Raw genomic sequence first — 16,704 nt, forward strand, 5'->3', positions numbered from 1 at the left:
AAAATTGTTCTTGAAAACAAAATAAACTAACCAATAAATTTTAACCATTAACTATTGACAAAAAACACAGTTGCTGAGTTAATTTGCGAGCGCATTTTCTTCAATGCTAACAAAGACTTGGACACATCTAAGACTTGTTTGCGGGCTGTGCATAATGGGGTTGGTCAATAGAATGTTACTTAATGCCTTTTCTGTTGTTATGATGGGTTTCGAAAGTTCGATGGAATAACCTCCCTATGCACAGCACTTCCGCAATCTTCGCCAAGATGTGTTATCCAACCCGTTTGTAATGCATTTCAGAAAATGCACCCTTCAATTGTGCAGTAATTTTAGGATGTTAATCATGTCAGAAAGTTGAGTATCCCACCATTATGCTCTGTCCGCAAGCAGATTTTGAGAACAGGCTCAAGTCATTGTACCAGCATGAAAGAAACCAGGACTAGAATAAACCATGGAAATTAAGCTGATAAAAAAGTTCGGCCACAGACTCATAAGGGTATCTATTCAGACTCGATCCTCTTCACTAATCACGTCTGCGAAATGGTTCGGCATTGATTCCATAACGACGCATTATCTGTTGTAAGGCTTGACGCTCCAGACCACACATTCGCGCGGCCTGGGTGACATTGCCCTCTGTAGTACTCAAGAGCCTGCTAATATATGCATGGTGAAAGCGATTAAGCACATCTTCTTTGGCTTCTTTGTAAGGTAAATCAGGCAACGTATTGAAATCAAATGTTCCAGTGGTAGTTTTTTTAGACTTTAATCCTATATGTTCGGGACGAATTTCCTCTTCAGGTGAAAAAAGTATTCCCCGAATTACTACATTTTCCAATTCCCGGACATTACCTTCCCACTCATTTTCAAGAAATATTTCCATTAATTCCGGTGAAACACGTTTGCCCGGACGATCAAGCTCTCTACCGTGCTTTTTCAAAAAATGATCCACAAGCAGGGGAATATCTTCCCGGCGCTCCCTAAGCGGCGGAAGCACAATCGGGACTACATTTAATCGGTAATAAAGATCTTCACGAAACTTGCCCTGTTTTATATTCTCTTGCAGATTGCGGTTGGTTGAGGCGATCACACGAACATCCACATGCACAGTCTTGGTATCCCCAAGAGGCTTGATGGTTTTTTCCTGAAGCACCCGCAACAATTTAGTCTGAATACTGGCACTGATATCTCCGATTTCATCTAAAAAGATAGTGCCACGATGGGCTTCCTGGAACAAACCTATCCGATTATGTGTAGCATGGGTAAAAGCTCCCTTTTTATAGCCAAAGAGTTCACTTTCCAGAATATTTTCCGGAACAGTGGGGCAATTAACAGCAACAAAAGGATGATTGTGCCGTTTACTCAACGCGTGAATTGCCCGAGCTACCAGATCCTTGCCTGTTCCTGACTCACCGGTGATTAAAACAGTAACATCAGTAGAAGCAACCATCTGAATGAGTTCATACAGGCGCTGCATTTTGGAGCTGTTGCCTACAAGATTATGAAAAGGCTGACGCCCTCGAAGGTCTCTTTGAAGACGCAAATTTTCTCGAAGCAACTTACTGCGCTCCAAAGCCTTTTGCAAAGTAAAAGCAATAGCTTCCGTATCAAATGGCTTGGTAATAAAATCATATGCACCACTTTTTATTGCTTCCACAGCAAGTTCTATACATCCATGCGCAGTCATCATGACTACAGTCATCCAGGGATGGTCTTCAAGAATCAGCGCCAAAAGGTCCAAACCATCCATGTTCGGCATTTTCATATCAATTAGAGCAACATCAATTACTACCTCTTTTAAAAGCTTCAAGGCTTCCGGACCAGAGATAGCTGTTTCTACCTGGCATCCAAGGTCTTCATGCAAGCTGCGTTTTAACAACCGCAAAAGGTCTGGTTCGTCATCAACGATTAAAATAGTTTCTTGGCTAGTCATCTTTTATTGCCTATCGCAATCTATTACAGGTAAACGAACGATAAATACACTTCCTTTACCGAGCTCGCTTTCAACTAGTATCTCGCCCCCGTGTTCTTTGACAATGCCATAACTAACAGAGAGACCAAGCCCAGTACCCTCTCCCGTGCTCTTTGTGGTAAAAAAAGGATCGAAAATCTTCGACAAATTATGAGGCTCAATCCCACAGCCTGTATCCACTACTCGAATCTGTACATCTCCTTTGCGGGGGTCATAGTGGGTACTAACAGTGATCTCGCCACTCTTTCCAATGGCATGTTTGGCATTCATAAAAAGATTCATAAATACCTGTTTCATTTTTTCGCCATCTAAAATCATAAACGGAACATTTGGATCAAACGAAGTAGAAATACAAATATTATCCAATTCAAATTGTTGTCGTACAACATTTATAACTTCTTCGATGCACTCATGCAGGGATACTTTTGTTTTCCTGGTTCTTGTGCTCCGGGAAAAGTTCAACAAATCTTCAACAATGGTTTTACATGTACGTGCATGTTTTTCAATGATGCGCAGATCAAGGTAACGCTCTGTTCCTTCAGGTTCATGGCGAATTAGCAATTGTGTATACCCCAGGATAATATTCAACGGGTTGTTTATCTCATGGGCCACACCAGCAGCTAAATGACCGATAGAAGCAAGTTTGTCTGCCTGGAGTAATTGTTGTTCCATAGCTTTTCTTTGAGTGATGTCTTTAACCAAAAAATGAAAAAATTCTTTTTTGTCCGTAAGAAGACATTCTACACTACCACTAAGCAAGACATGAACAGGGCCTCCTTTTGCCCCGATAAGTTCTACTTCTCCATCGCTTACATACCCCCGGTTTAACAACTGGTCTACCAGGCTATCCCAATGTTCTGGCTTACGAAAAAATTGTTTAAAGGAAATCCTCTCTTTTTGAATTGCCTCCCGGGTAAGACCAAGCAAGTTAATTCCCGCGGGGTTAATTTCAACTATCCGGCCATGTCGATCTGAAACCAGAATCATATCTCTGGAAGACTCAAATATACGCCGATATTTGTTTTCTGATATGAACAGTTCCTGAGTTCGTTCATCAACCAGCTCTTCCAGGTGGCGGTTGAGATAAAGAATTTGTTCATGACTGTCTTGTAGTGCCTGTTTATCCCTTAAAATTGTTTGGTTTATCTTCCAAACCCGCTCAAAAAACAAGGTAATGGATGCCACGACAACAAAAGTTATCGTGTTAAAGGCTCCACTGTACGGACGCAGCATCATCCACATTTGCTGATTGCCGCTAAGAAGCAAAAGACGCTTGGCAATATGCCCTACACCGCGAGAAATGGCAAAAGCAGCCAGAGCCCAAGCAATCCATAAAAGATAGGTCCATACTGCATTTTCTTTATCTTGATTTCGAAGACGCGTTGCCAGGTGCACACACAAAAAGGAAAAGAAAATCATTAAAGAAGAACCGAGAAAATCAATTACCCATATAGGAGATATAGGTAGGCTCATTGATTTTTCCTAATGTCAAGAAAGGATTTTGGACCGTTTCCGAGTAAATAACGAAGTGCCGCATAAAGAAAGATAATACCTGGAACGCAAAAGAGATGGTCCATTTTTGAAAAGTAAAACAATAAGGTAGCCCATTCATGACCTGGATTAGGCTCTATCCGGGCAAAGAACCCGCCTTCTTGAACGATCCGAAACAATCCTTCACGGCTTTCCAGGTAATGAGCAATGATCGCATCAAGATTCCAGAGAATAAAGCACAAAGCACAATATTGAAGGAGACGCCACCCCTTATCGCGCGTCAATCCCCTTTCACGCAACCAGTAAATAAATGTTCCTAAAGAAAGGATAAAGAAAGAATGGGCCAGTTGATGCACATAAAGGCCCTCTGGAGCTGCATGCACCTGGGTAGCATGGGCCACCTCAGATTGCATGAAAAGTAAAACCAAAAACAAATAAGACAATAATTTAAACATGTTACAGTGCTTAGAGCTTAAAAATTTAGGATTTAATCAACCATTTATTAACAAAAGTCAAAAAAATTAAAGCCTGAAGCCGTGCTTTTAGGTTCTAGCTTCAGACTATAGCAAGAGTAGAGACAGGTTACAACAGCCCTCTCCAAAAATCTTTTATCCCCTGTTCTCTACCCTTGCAAATTTGTCCCGGGCTGTAAGAATTTTTACAATTTCTTAAGCCAGGTACAATTTTTATTGTCTTTGCGTTAAAGCTCCTCAAATTTAAGCAAAGGACACCCCTTACAAACATCCAGTCCTGGCCATGGCTGAGCGCCTTTACCCAGAAGTGAAGCGCCCTGCCCTTGTTCACATCTTTGTTTCTGACGCTCAACCAGAGGCCCAATATGTTCACCCGGAATAAAAACATTCACATATCCCATTTCAGTCTTACCAGATGTCTTGGAACCTGCACACATGGTGGTCATATTAGCTGTATTATTGTTATAAGCCCATACACTTCCAGAACAAACAGCAGAATTCGGAGTATGAAAGAAAGTCAGATTTGGTCTTCTCATAGCTCCCATATAATCGTTTAATATATGATATGCTTGATAAGGAGTGCAGATCATGAAAACAATATCAGGATCCAATTCAATGCGATCATAAAAGTCAATTGGTGCCATATAAATACCTTTGCAACCCTTTTTAAGCTTTGCCTTTTGTTGTACAGCATCCCATGCAAGCTCTTCATCCATTAAATATTTCATATGTCGCTTAGTATCTGCTTCTTTCTCAAGTTCTCTAAAACCAAAAACTGGATAAGCATTTTGACATAAAAGTTTTCCTGGTTCCATAAAAAAAGACATTCTTTGTTGTCTTACAGCAGTCAAAAATTGGCAGTATGTAATTTTTGCCTTTGCTTTATGGGTAACAAACAGTTTAGGAATTTCAGATTCATCATAGATAAACCTGATACCTACAGGATCAAAATCCAATCTAACATTCCAGATCAATTCTTTACGAATTTCATTATAATCCATAATCCCTCCTCATATATAATTTTACAACACCTTAAAGATTTAAAAAGGCAGGCAAGCGAAACACTCTAAGCAAACTATGTGCCATTTTTCTTAATCCAAATCAAAGCACCGCTAGCTGTTTGCCGCTATCTGAAAAGCTTCTAACGATTTCGTTATCTCACACTCATCTTTGTATTGATTAACCAGTTACAGGCGTGGCTTTGAGGTGCAAGAAAAATATTGCACCGCAAATAAAAAATTGCACAATTTATCCTTATCAATCCCTTCCTGAAAATCATCCTAACCACTTTTAAATCCCTGTCCTTTTAAGATCTTAGCGAGCCTACAGATCACAAAAAGAATAAAATGGATATGGCATGTGATTTGCTCATGGGGTCGGAGCTAAAGAAGGACTAAGCTCTTAGATAAAGGAGGTGATATTATAAGAAGGCATAATAAGAGCAACTAGCAGTTTAATAAAGAAATGAATTATAAGGAGGGATTATGAAACAAATTATCAATAAGAAGATTCTCTTTATTTTTTTACTAACCATTGTGCTGGGCTGGGGAGCTTTCCTCAGCCTGAACGCGGCTGACACCGCTTTAGTAGGCGATAATCTGGGTTTGAGCGGCAAGTTAGGTGAGCTCATCGCAAAAACCCCAAAATGCATAGGTGAGGCTGCCAATGGCTGTATCAACCCCGACGCCCCAAGAGGATACCTGGGCATTCCCGGCGCACCCAGTCCCAACCTTATTTTAGGTTTTCTGTGGGCCATCTGGGTAGGCTGGATTTTTTCAACAGTAGGCGCTTTTGGTGGCATCATGGCCGGAGTTGGGCATATTACCATTTTTGGACTGGCCAATTATGCCAAGAGCTTCAAAAAAACTAACGTTGCTCTGAATAAATTTTTAACCGATACCATCCGCGTATCCAATATGTTCCTGGTGGGACTGAGCGGCGGCGTTTCCAGTTGGAACTACTGGAAGATGAAACGAATTGTTGCCCCGCTGGCCATTGCCATGGCCATAGGCGCGGTTGGCGGTGCAGTTGGAATTGCGGAACTGACAGCAGGTAAAATCAGCCTAAAATCTTACATTGGTTACTTTGGTCTGGCTGTTTTCGCCGTAGCTGGTTTTATGTGGTATGGTACCACTGCCAAGGCCCGTTCCAAAAATAAAGCTGCCAAAGAAGCTGCCAAACGCTTTGAAGAATCTGCCAAGAAAGAAGGGGCTAAATCAGAAGGCGTAAAACTGATCAAGTTTACTCTAAATGAATGTATCTTCTCCTTCTTAGGCGTGGAGTTCAAGTTTAGCCCCATCCTGGCAGCCTTAGGTGGTTTTTGTATAGCCATCATCGCAGTATTCTTGGGTATTGGCGGCGGTTTCCTCCTCGTTCCTTTCATGACCGACATTGTCAGGCTGCCCATGTTCATTGTGGCAGGTACATCTGCTTTCATCGTCCTCATCAAGATGATTGTTGGTATTTTCACCTACATCGTCTTGAAAGGCGCGACTGTTTACTGGCCTTTAATTGGTGCTGAGCTGATAGGTATCTTTATCGGCTCTATGATCGGTCCCAGGACCCAAAAATATATCCCGGATATCTGGCTCAAACGCCTTTTTGTCGTGTTGGCCATCTATGTTGGACTCCGGTACACCTCAAAGGGGTTTTTAGGTTACAGCATTGTGCCCCCTTATTAAAATCTTTTAGGAAGAGAGACTTATTTTTTCCTGTCTCTCTTCTACAAACCAAGAAATACACAAAATACGAGTTAAGAACCACAAAAATCAAGGAGCATAAATGTCCACCTGGGAACTTAAACTTTATCAAATCCTGGATTCTGGCTTCATCCTTTTTTATCGTTTTTTACCTGACCCGATAATTGCTTTTTTTGTCGGTACATTTCTGGTAGCCTTTGCTACTGTCATTATAGGTGAATTTTCCATTTCCCTGGCCTTTCTTGCCAATCGAGAGTATGTAGAAGGTCTCAATAACGAACTCATCAAGTGGAACAACCTTTCCGTCGAGGCCATTGAAGCCGGAGATAAAGAAGCTTACAAATCATGTAATGATCAGGCCAATAATATTTTCGGGAAAGTCTTTTTTATTTCCTTAGCTTATGCAGCAGCATCTCTGTGGCCCGTACCCTTTGCTCTGGGGTGGATGCAGTACCGTTTCCAAAACATAGAGCTCCCACTGCCCGTGTCTCTACCATATCTAGGCCAAACAGCTGGGTATACAACTATCTTCATTCTCCTTTACATCTTGGCCCGGATCATATTCGCCCAACTCAAGCCATATCTACCATACTTTAAAAAGATTGAGGTCATGCTTGCTGGCTATGTGCAAGAAAGAACAAAATTGAAAAGTTTTGCAGAATTATTAAAAAAGGCAGAAGATAAAAAAATAGCACAAGCAAAGAGCAGGAACAGGAGTATGCCTAGCAACAAAATAAATCTGGCCATTAACTCAAAATTTCAGTTTTAGAATTTAGAAAAAGGTGAACCACATATTTTATTTTGAGTTAGGAGCAAGAAAATCTTTGGCACCTAGCAGAATAGATAACTTGTTCTGTAACCTTATATATACATTTTTCCAGCTAAAAATATCAATTTTATGACTTTGAATTTGACATTAAAGCCAAACCGCTGTAACACTAACTTAAAAAAAGTAGCACAAGCCTCAAAATTTATGCCATCGTTCAGTATTTAAAAAAATATCCAAACATTTCGCTTGGTTACAAACATTAAAACTAAGAATTATTAATTTTTTTTAGCAAAGGTATCGACTAGGTCTTTCAAATATGTTAGCCATTTTAAATAATATATATTTGAGACACATATCCTTCACCAAGACCTAATAATTATAAATTTTTATTGTAATATAATTATGTTCAAATATAAATTTACAAATTGTGCCAATAAATCCTATTCAATCTACCAGATGACTAACCTAAAAATCAGCGGAGATTAAGATGATAGTTTCATGGATACAATTAGCTATTCTTATTTTCTTTATAGCTGGGATTATTTTTGCTACAGTACCAATCTTTGGGTCTTTACTAATCTCGCCCAAAGCAAGATCATCAGAGTTGTTTCTACCCTATGAGTGTGGTATGCGTCCGCATGGAACAGCATGGGTTAGATTTGGTATCAACTATTATTTTTATGCGCTGTTGTTTCTGGCATTCGATGTCGATGTACTGTATCTTTTTCCCGTAGCTGTATTCTATCCAGAAAGTGTCGGTTTTATACCTTTTTTTGAGATACTAATTTTTGTATTTATTCTATTTGCTGCTATTATTTATTTCTGGAAAAAAGGAGTTTTTACATGGCCCAGGCGGATCAAAGTTTAATCTATGCTCAGACGCAGGTAGACGCCCCCTTTATCAACATTGAGCTGGCCCAAAAGTTCGTGGATATTTGTCGAGCCATGTCTTTATGGCCCATGACCTTTGGTCTGGCCTGTTGCGCCATTGAAATGATGGCTGTGGGCATGGCCAGGTTTGATATTGCACGGTTTGGAGCAGAAGTGTTCAGACCTTCCCCGAGGCAGTCGGATCTGATGATTGTTGCCGGAACGGTGTCAAAAAAAATGGCTCCCATGGTGGTCAGGCTGTATGAACAGATGCCTGCACCCAGGTATGTTATTGCTATGGGCAATTGCGCCATCTCAGGAGGCCCATTTTATTTTGAAGGACAGTACGGCATTGTGGAAGGAGTGGACAAACTTATTCCGGTGGATGTCTATGTGCCAGGATGCCCGCCAAGACCAGAAGGTCTTTTAGAAGGTCTTTTCAAATTGCAGGAAAAGATCACGGGCAAGAGATGGTGGCCAAAGCCTAAAGGAGAATAGCCATGAGTGCCGACTTAAGTCAACTAAAAGAGACTGACGCCTGTAGCCAGGCTAATTGCAGTGATGAGCGTGCCGGGCATATCCGAAGTTTTTGTCTTTCCCCAAACAAGCTGATTTTTGCAGCGAAAAAGTTGGATGAGCTTGGTTATTTTCTGGAAGATGTTTCTTGCGTTCACGTGAAGGAAGGCTTTGAACTGGTTTATCATTTTGATCACTGGGATAATCCAGGGAGAATTGTCTTACGGACCATAATTAGTGAAGATAAAAAAGAAGCTGATTCTATTGCTCGTATCTTTCCAGGCGCAGACTGGCATGAAAGAGAGTGTTATGATTTCTTTGGCATCAGGTTTAAAGGACATTCCAATCTTATTCCCCTGCTTTTGCCCCCGGAAATAGATAACCCCCCTCTACTTAAAAAGGAGAAAGAAAAAAAAGATTTAAAACAACTTCTACCTGATCCCGAAAATGTTTTGACTTCTCCCCAGGATGAGGAATTTATGGAATATATTTTACAATGCTCAAAATCTAAAAGCAAAGAAGAATAGCAATGCTCGATCTTAAGCTCGATACCAGCGGAGATTTTTATACCCGTAAATTTCAGCCCACACCAGAAGAAGACAAGCTTATTTTAAACATGGGTCCGCAACACCCATCTACCCATGGTGTTTTGCGGATCATCTTGGAAATAGATGGCGAATACATTTTAAGGGCTGAGCCGGTTTTAGGGTACGTTCACCGCATGCAGGAAAAGATGGCAGAGGTGAAAACCTATGTCCAATATCTGCCTAACATGGGCCGTGTAGATTATCTACATGCCCTGGCCTGGAATTGGGCCTATGTAGGTGCGGTGGAAAAGCTCATGGGGCTAGAAGTCCCTGAACGGGCCGAGTATATTCGGGTTATTACCTGCGAACTAAACCGTATAAACTCCCATCTCTTGTGGTGGGGGGCCTATCTTTTAGACTTGGGTGCTTTTACTCCCATTATGTACGCTTTTGCTGATCGCGAAATTGTCATGGACATTTTGCAAAGGATAACCGGCTCAAGACTTACCTATTGTTACTATCGTTTTGGGGGAGTAAGCGCTGATATTGACCAGAAGTTTATCGATGACACCAAAGAGTTCTGTAAATACATGCGTTCGCGCTTTCCCATGTATAAAGATCTGGTCACAGACAACATAATCTTGCGCAAAAGAGTAGAAGACATCGGTCATATTAGTTTAGAGACCTGCCGTAAATATGGGGCCACCGGCCCGGTCTTGCGGGGTTCAGGAAAATCCTATGACGTACGCCGAGCTGAACCATATTCTGTCTATGATCGCTTTGATTTTGAAATTCCTGTCTACAATACTAGAGACGCTTTCGCCAGATATCTGGTGCGCATGGATGAAATGGAGCAGAGTCTGCGCATTATTGAACAGGCACTGGATAGCCTGCCGGGAGGGGACTATATTCATCCCAAGGTACCCAAAATTCTCAAACCTCCAAAGGGCGAAGTATATTTTGCTGTCGAAGGTGCAAGAGGAAAAATTGGCATCCACCTGGTGAGCGACGGCTCAAAAAATCCATATCGACTCAAGCTACGCTCACCTAGCTTTTCGAATTTAAGCCTTTTTAGAGATGTAGCCAGAGGTACGCTTCTGGCCGATGCAGTGTCCATTTTAGGTAGTCTGGACCTTGTTATCCCGGAGATTGACCGATGATAAATCTACCCATGCCTTTGATCCAAATCCTGATCGGCCTTGTGGCCATTCTGGCCTTTGTTGGTCTTAATGGTCTGGTCTTAGTTTACCTGGAAAGAAAAATCGCCGGACATGTTCAAAGGCGTCCAGGTCCCTTTGAAGTCGGGCCACATGGAATTTTACAGCCGCTGGCTGACGCTGTTAAACTTGTTGGTAAGCAACTAATCACGCCAAAAGGTGCTGATGCAGTGCTTTACTGGGCCGCGCCCATTATTTCCTTTGCTCCGGCCATTGTCTGCTTTTTACCCATACCCTTTGGGCCAACCCTTACGAATATCAATATTAATGCAGGTTTAGTTTTAATTTTAGCTTTTACAGGATTAAATGTCCTGGCCTTGTGTCTGGCCGGATGGAGTTCCCAGAACAAATGGTCTCTCTTGGGGGCAGCCAGGGATATTTCTCAGTCTGTAGCTTATGAAATCCCCCTGCTCCTTTCAATTTTGCCTATCATGATGCTTAGTGGCAGTCTTAACCTCTATGAAATATCCACTTCCCAAGGAGCATGGCCCTGGCAATGGTATATAGTTTATCAGCCCCTGGCCTTCATTATCTTTTTTGTCTGTATCCTGGCAGAAACCAACAGAGCTCCTTTTGACCTGCCGGAAGCTGAAAGCGAACTTACGGCTGGGTTCCACACCGAGTATTCAGGCATGGGCTTTGGACTATTTTTCCTGGCTGAATACTCCTACATGATTGTGGCCTGCGCCATGGCCTCTATTCTCTTTTTGGGAGGTTTTAATGGACCTCTTGCCTCTGGTTGGTGGTGGTTTTTACTCAAAGTTTATGCCCTGCTCATTGTTATGATGTGGCTTAGATGGACTTATCCCCGGGTTCGTTTTGATCAATTGTTAAATATTTGCTGGAAGTGGCTCATTCCTTTGTCTTTGGTAAATCTATTGTTCACAGCATTGGTAATCAAACTGTGAAAAAATCCTGGATAATCAAGCGAGACTAAAGAAAAAATGCGATGTAAGTCCATAAACCAAAATCTCTAAATATATATAACCATAAAATAGCCTAACAAATTCAAACAAAACACAAATCGCGAAAGAATGATGGTCAAAAAAATAAAACAAACTTTTACGGACTTGTGGAGCCTTGTTGTTGGTCTTAAAGTAACCGGGAAAAATTTTTTCCAGCCTCAGCTAACTGTGCATTATCCACGTGAAACCGTTGACACCTTGGATGGCTACCGCGGCCATGTTGAACTTGTGCCCAAAAAAAACGACCCTTTTAATCCTATATGCATAGCTTGTGGGACCTGCGCCAAAATCTGTCCCTCTAACTGTATAACTTTGCACGTAAAGAAGGTTACGGAACCAGCTCCTTCAGCTAAAAAAGAGGATTCTGCTTCACAAGAACCCGTACAGAACAATCAGAAAGCGGCGTCGCCCAAAAAACCTAAAACAAAAAGGGTACTGGAGGCTTTTGAATTAAATTACAATTACTGTAGTCTATGCGGATTATGCGCCCAAAGTTGCCCTCTAGGCGGTCTGCGTTTTTCAAAAAACGTTTATCTTGCTGGCGTCTCACCTAAAGAATTTGAAATTGATCTTCTGGCCAGAATGCGCAGTCAAAGCCAGATAGCCAAGGAGGAAAATTAGAGATGCTAACCCTGGCCTATGTAGTTTTAATCGGACATTTGGCCCTCATTTTATGTGGAGGTTTTATTACCATACTTGCCAAAAGTTTGGTCCGGGCATTAACAGGACTTATTATGACCTTGTTTGGCGTGGCCGGACTTTATTTTTTAATGGCAGCCCCCTTTATCGGTCTGATGCAAATCCTGATCTATGTAGGTGCGGTAAGTGTACTTATTTTCTTTGCCATTATGCTCACTCAGGCCTCAAGTACAGGTGAAGAAGGACAGAAGAAACGCAGGGGGAAAGTAAAATACGCTGTTATGGCATCATTAGCACCGGCTATTTTTCTGGGGTTGGCAGTAATCCGGACAGCGCCACCAGGTAATCTTACCCCGCAGGAAACCAGTGTAAAATTTTTAGGGCGTTTTTTATTAGGTCCGTATGCTTTACCATTTGAGCTTATCTCCCTGGTCCTTTTTGTAGCCATGGCCGGCGCGGTCCTTCTGGGTTTTGAGAAAAGGATACCCCAAGCAGGGCTGGAGACTGAGGACTAAATTACCTGAAAAGAGGAGTGCTGTTAAATCATTAAAAACAGCGTAAGCGTAATAACGAGGGAAGAAAATGACTCCATTGCTCATCTATCAACTAACTGCTGTATTCTTACTCTGTATTGGTCTTTTTGGCCTTGTCTGGAGAAGAACTCTAGTGGGCATGCTTTTGTCCATAGAACTCATGCTCAATGGTGCTGGTCTAAGTATTATGGCTGCAACGCAACTCACGGATACAGCCAATGAATTGGGCCAGATTGGTACCCTCTTGGTCATGGGCATTGCGGCTGCTGAAGCCACTTTGATCCTGGCCATTATTTTGGTTGTCTCTAAAAGGTTTGGCAGTGTAGAACTCAGGAAACTAACCAGCTTACGGGGATAAAATGACTAAATTCATCGCCTCTGCCGTTATTCTTTTGCCTTTGGGAATTACCCTTGTGGCTCCATTTTTTATCTGGCTACTTAGAAAAAATATAAACTTACGCGAAGCCGTCTCTTTGGTTGCTGCCTCTGCCACTTTTCTTTCAGTATTATCCTTGGTCCCTAAAGTACTTGCCGGTCACATCTATCTCTTTCAGCTATTTGAGCTTTTGCCAGGAATCACGGTCAAGTTCTGTGTAGATGGCTTAAGTCTTATTTTTGCTGTCGTTGCATCTTTTCTATGGATTTTTGCCACCAGTTATAACATCGGCTACATGCGTTCTTTAAAAGAACACGCCCAGACCAGATATTATTTCTGTTTTGCTGTAGCCATTTTTGGAGCCATTGGCGTAGCTTTCAGTGCGAACATCTTTACCCTGTACCTATTTTACGAAATCATTACTGTTTTCACCTACCCCCTTGTGGCCCACCATCAGGATGAAGATGCCTATATAGGAGCCAGAAAATACATCGTCTATTTAATGGGTACATCTAAACTCTTTTTGCTTCCTGCCATGATTATGACCTATGTCCTGGCAGGGACCCTAGACTTTCACCTAGGCGATATGGTCCAGGGTATTTTTCCACCCAGTGCTGATCCTTTTTGGGTCACTATAACCTATATTTTGTTTATAGCCGGCTTGGCCAAGGCAGCCATCATGCCCCTGCACAACTGGCTGCCTTCAGCCATGGTTGCACCAACTCCTGTTTCTGCCCTTCTGCACGCTGTGGCAGTAGTTAAGGCTGGTGTCTTTTCTATCAGCCGAGTCATCCTTTCCGGCTTTGGTATCCAGACTATGGATGCCTTAAACTTAGGCATTCCAACGGCCTATCTGGCAGCATTTACCATTGTCATAGCTTCTGTCATCGCCCTGACCAAAGACGACCTTAAAGCACGGCTGGCCTACTCAACTGTCAGTCAGCTTTCGTATATCATTATCGGTGTGGCCATGCTCACTCCCATGGCCATAACCGGAGGGTTGGCCCATATCGCACACCATGCCTTTAGTAAAATCACTCTATTTTTTGCTGCTGGTGCCATTTATGTAGCCACCCATTTAAAAAAAATCAGCCTTATGTCTGGCCTGGGCAGAAAAATGCCATGGACCTTTGGCGCCTTTGCCATAGCCTCTCTAAGCATGATTGGCGTGCCGCCAGTATGCGGATTTGTCAGTAAATGGTATCTGATCAATGGGGCAGTGGACATAAACAGGGTTATATTACTTGCGGCCCTTCTTCTAAGTACAGCTTTAAATGCCGGCTATTTTGGCCCCATAGTGTATAAAGCTTTTTTTGAACAACCTAAGCCGGAAGTAAATATTGCAGAGATCAAAGAAGCCCCGCTGACCATGGTCATTCCCCTGACCCTTACAGCGATTATCTCAGTCCTCTTGGGCCTTTATCCTGAGCCGTTCCTACAATTCATCCGCATCTTTGGTGGAGGTTAATTGACTCATAGCCTCGCCGAAGGTTGCGCCAAAGGCAGGATAGCTCATGGCTGATGGTTTACAAACTTTAACCAACAAAACCAACTTAAACAGAGGGAACCAATGTCTAATTTGGGTAAACTCTTTCTCAAAGCCAGAGAAAATGCCTCTTTTTTGGGAAAAATATTCTACGCCATCTTGTTTACTCTAGTTGCTCTAAACATATTAATCATTCCCCATCATCCTCATTTCGAATTGGAAAAAATCCCTGGGTTCTGGGCCCTGTTTGGAACCATAGCGACCATCGCCTTAACAAAAATCTGCAAAGGCGCTGCACACACTTTTTTAGGCAAAGACGAGGATTTTTATGACCACAACTAGCTTTATCCATCCCAGTTTATACTTTATTGGCCTAAGCCTTATACTTTGCTTCTGGCGAGGAAGTAGCTTTAAATATCTTTTGCCTATACCAGGCATACTGGCCATATTGACTGTTTTGTTTATGCAAAATGGGCAATATCTCCAATTTGACTACCTGGGTGTTCATTTGACCTTGGGCAGGGTAGATGAACTAGCCATTGTTTTTGCCCATGTCTTTGCTATCCAGTCCATTATCGGCTTTATCTTTGCCATGCATCTCAAGGACAAGGCCCAACACATTGCAGCGGCCATGTATGTGGCAGGTGCATTCGGGGCCACCTTTGCCGGTGACTACCTGACCTTGTTTATATTCTGGGAACTTATGGCTGTGGCCTCCACGTTCCTGGTCTGGTTAAACCGGGTCCAAAAATCCATTGATGCAGGATTTCGCTACTTTATCTTCCACACATTAGGAGGCCTCTTCCTTTTGGCTGGGCTACTCCTAAGATACAAAATGGTCGGCAATTTCGATTTTGGGCCAATTGATCCACATCAGGCCACTATTTACGATTATCTGGTTTTGATTGGTTTTGCTGTTAATGCCGCTATTGTGCCGTTACACGCCTGGCTCCCTGATGCCTACCCGGAAGCAACCATCACGGGCGCAGTGTTTATGAGCGCCTTTACCACCAAGACAGCTGTTTATGTCCTGGCCAGAGCCTTTGGAGGTTTTGAGATTCTTGCTTACGCCGGAACAATCATGGCCATTTATGGCGTCTGCTATGCAACCATTGAAAACAATGCCCGCCGCATCCTGGCCTATCATATAGTCTCCCAGGTGGGCTACATGGTGGCCGGGATTGGTATAGGTACGACCATGACCATAAATGGTGCCTGTGCCCACGCCTATGCCCATATCCTGTACAAAGGCCTTTTATTCATGGGGGCTGGAACACTTCTCTATGCTGCGGGCACGGCCAAATTGAGCGAACTCGGCGGGCTAATTGGCAAGCTCCCCTTGGTCTTTATCGGTTACATGATCGGCGCGGTTTCCATTTCTGGCTTTCCATTGTTCTCCGGGTTTGTGAGCAAAACCATGGTCATTGCCGGCGCAGCTGAAGCCCATCATACGTGGCTGGCTCTAGGACTAGAATTGGCTGCCGTGGGAACATTCCTCTCTGTAGGTCTAAAACTTCCCTATTTCGCCTTCTTTGGTCCCAAAAATGCTGACGTTAAGTTAAAACCTATCCCTAAAAATATGTATGTGGCCATGTTCCTCTCCAGTTTCTTATGCTTCTTTATTGGTGTTTATCCAAATTTCTTATATCATCTGCTCCCATTTGAAGTGGAGTATGTCCCATATACCCCGTGGCACATCTTGCAAAGCTTGCAGCTCTTGGCGTTTACCGGGCTCGGTTTTTATATTTTACGCAAAAAACTTACCCCCGAGGCCAAGATCAACCTGGATTTCGACTATTTTTACCGCTTATTTGGCCGAGCCTTTCTGGCCTTTTGCCGGCGTCCGGTTGAAGCTGTGGATAATATCTGGACAGAAGTTTATGCCCGGATAGGTTTAAGGGGACTTATGGGAACCGCTAAAGGCGCTGCCCTTTTTGACCGCGAAGATATTGACCGTGCTGTTGACGGCACTGCTATTTCCGTAATGCGCCTGGGCAAAAATATCACTCGTTTCCAGACAGGTAACATCCAGGACTACCTGGCTACAGCGGTCTTTATAGCCTTGATAATCTTTGCGCTGGTATTCTTTGTGTAGAAAACATGTAACTTTTAAGGTTAATAGTCTCTTTAGCCTTATACTTTTTAAACATAAACGCATTAACGGAGCATAAAGC

General features: G+C 42.7%; 17 protein-coding genes. 13 read left to right on the forward strand and 4 right to left on the reverse strand.

The features are described 5' to 3' along the window. Positions 1–523 precede the first annotated feature (523 nt). The 4 genes from KFV02_RS06880 to KFV02_RS06895 all read right to left on the reverse strand — a co-directional run bounded on the left by KFV02_RS06880 (position 524) and on the right by KFV02_RS06895 (position 4,934). Positions 524–1,930 carry a sigma-54-dependent transcriptional regulator gene (locus tag KFV02_RS06880; protein WP_252380807.1) on the reverse strand — a complete coding sequence of 469 codons (1,407 nt, stop codon included), beginning with the start codon at positions 1,928–1,930 and terminating at the stop codon, positions 524–526. Positions 1,931–1,933: 3 nt separating this feature from the next. After that, complete coding sequence (locus KFV02_RS06885; protein WP_252380808.1) at positions 1,934–3,442, reverse strand: two-component system sensor histidine kinase NtrB; 1,509 nt, start codon at positions 3,440–3,442, stop codon at positions 1,934–1,936. Beyond that, positions 3,439–3,915 (reverse strand): hypothetical protein, encoded by a 477-nt coding sequence (locus KFV02_RS06890; protein WP_252380809.1) that lies wholly within the window; start codon positions 3,913–3,915, stop codon positions 3,439–3,441. The genes KFV02_RS06885 and KFV02_RS06890 overlap by 4 nt, the downstream gene beginning before the upstream one ends. 245 nt (positions 3,916–4,160) lie before the next feature. Further along, positions 4,161–4,934: a DUF169 domain-containing protein gene (locus KFV02_RS06895; RefSeq protein ID WP_252380810.1), complete on the reverse strand. Its 774-nt coding sequence runs from the start codon at positions 4,932–4,934 to the stop codon at positions 4,161–4,163. 483 nt (positions 4,935–5,417) lie between these two features. On the opposite strand from KFV02_RS06895, the gene KFV02_RS06900 reads away from it, so the two are divergent. The 13 genes from KFV02_RS06900 (at position 5,418) to KFV02_RS06960 (ending at position 16,625) form a co-directional block, all read left to right on the forward strand. Then, the gene (locus KFV02_RS06900) at positions 5,418–6,614 is read left to right on the forward strand and encodes a sulfite exporter TauE/SafE family protein (protein ID WP_289510108.1); all 1,197 of its coding nucleotides are present in this window, start codon (positions 5,418–5,420) and stop codon (positions 6,612–6,614) included. A gap of 100 nt (positions 6,615–6,714) precedes the next feature. Beyond that, positions 6,715–7,401, forward strand: a complete 687-nt coding sequence (locus KFV02_RS06905) for a hypothetical protein (protein WP_252380811.1) — start codon at positions 6,715–6,717, stop codon at positions 7,399–7,401. A gap of 487 nt (positions 7,402–7,888) precedes the next feature. Continuing rightward, on the forward strand, positions 7,889–8,269 hold the full coding sequence (locus KFV02_RS06910; RefSeq protein ID WP_252380812.1) for an NADH-quinone oxidoreductase subunit A: 381 nt from the start codon (positions 7,889–7,891) through the stop codon (positions 8,267–8,269). Beyond that, positions 8,245–8,769, forward strand: a complete 525-nt coding sequence (locus KFV02_RS06915) for an NADH-quinone oxidoreductase subunit B (RefSeq protein ID WP_252380813.1) — start codon at positions 8,245–8,247, stop codon at positions 8,767–8,769. Before KFV02_RS06910 ends, KFV02_RS06915 begins: the two co-directional genes overlap by 25 nt. 2 nt (positions 8,770–8,771) lie before the next feature. Beyond that, on the forward strand, positions 8,772–9,314 hold the full coding sequence (locus tag KFV02_RS06920; protein WP_252380814.1) for an NADH-quinone oxidoreductase subunit C: 543 nt from the start codon (positions 8,772–8,774) through the stop codon (positions 9,312–9,314). A gap of 2 nt (positions 9,315–9,316) precedes the next feature. Next, positions 9,317–10,474 carry an NADH-quinone oxidoreductase subunit D gene (locus KFV02_RS06925; protein ID WP_252380815.1) on the forward strand — a complete coding sequence of 386 codons (1,158 nt, stop codon included), beginning with the start codon at positions 9,317–9,319 and terminating at the stop codon, positions 10,472–10,474. Further along, entirely contained in the window at positions 10,471–11,439 is a 969-nt protein-coding gene (gene nuoH / locus KFV02_RS06930) for an NADH-quinone oxidoreductase subunit NuoH (protein WP_252380816.1), read from the forward strand. Before KFV02_RS06925 ends, nuoH begins: the two co-directional genes overlap by 4 nt. A 126-nt stretch (positions 11,440–11,565) precedes the next feature. Then, on the forward strand, positions 11,566–12,117 hold the full coding sequence (locus tag KFV02_RS06935; protein WP_252380817.1) for a 4Fe-4S dicluster domain-containing protein: 552 nt from the start codon (positions 11,566–11,568) through the stop codon (positions 12,115–12,117). 2 nt (positions 12,118–12,119) lie between these two features. After that, on the forward strand, positions 12,120–12,650 hold the full coding sequence (locus tag KFV02_RS06940; protein ID WP_252380818.1) for an NADH-quinone oxidoreductase subunit J family protein: 531 nt from the start codon (positions 12,120–12,122) through the stop codon (positions 12,648–12,650). 67 nt (positions 12,651–12,717) lie between these two features. Then, the gene (gene nuoK / locus KFV02_RS06945) at positions 12,718–13,026 is read left to right on the forward strand and encodes an NADH-quinone oxidoreductase subunit NuoK (RefSeq protein ID WP_252380819.1); all 309 of its coding nucleotides are present in this window, start codon (positions 12,718–12,720) and stop codon (positions 13,024–13,026) included. 1 nt (position 13,027) lies between these two features. Continuing rightward, a complete protein-coding gene (locus KFV02_RS06950; protein WP_252380820.1) occupies positions 13,028–14,512 on the forward strand; it encodes a monovalent cation/H+ antiporter subunit D family protein in 1,485 nt (494 codons plus the stop codon). 102 nt (positions 14,513–14,614) lie between these two features. Beyond that, positions 14,615–14,872, forward strand: coding sequence for a hypothetical protein (locus KFV02_RS06955; protein ID WP_252380821.1), 258 nt, complete (start codon positions 14,615–14,617; stop codon positions 14,870–14,872). After that, on the forward strand, positions 14,859–16,625 hold the full coding sequence (locus tag KFV02_RS06960; protein WP_252380822.1) for a Na(+)/H(+) antiporter subunit D: 1,767 nt from the start codon (positions 14,859–14,861) through the stop codon (positions 16,623–16,625). Before KFV02_RS06955 ends, KFV02_RS06960 begins: the two co-directional genes overlap by 14 nt. The last annotated feature ends 79 nt before the right edge of the window (positions 16,626–16,704 follow it).

The organism is Desulfovulcanus ferrireducens, from assembly GCF_018704065.1.
GTDB lineage: Bacteria > Desulfobacterota > Desulfovibrionia > Desulfovibrionales > Desulfonatronovibrionaceae > Desulfovulcanus > Desulfovulcanus ferrireducens.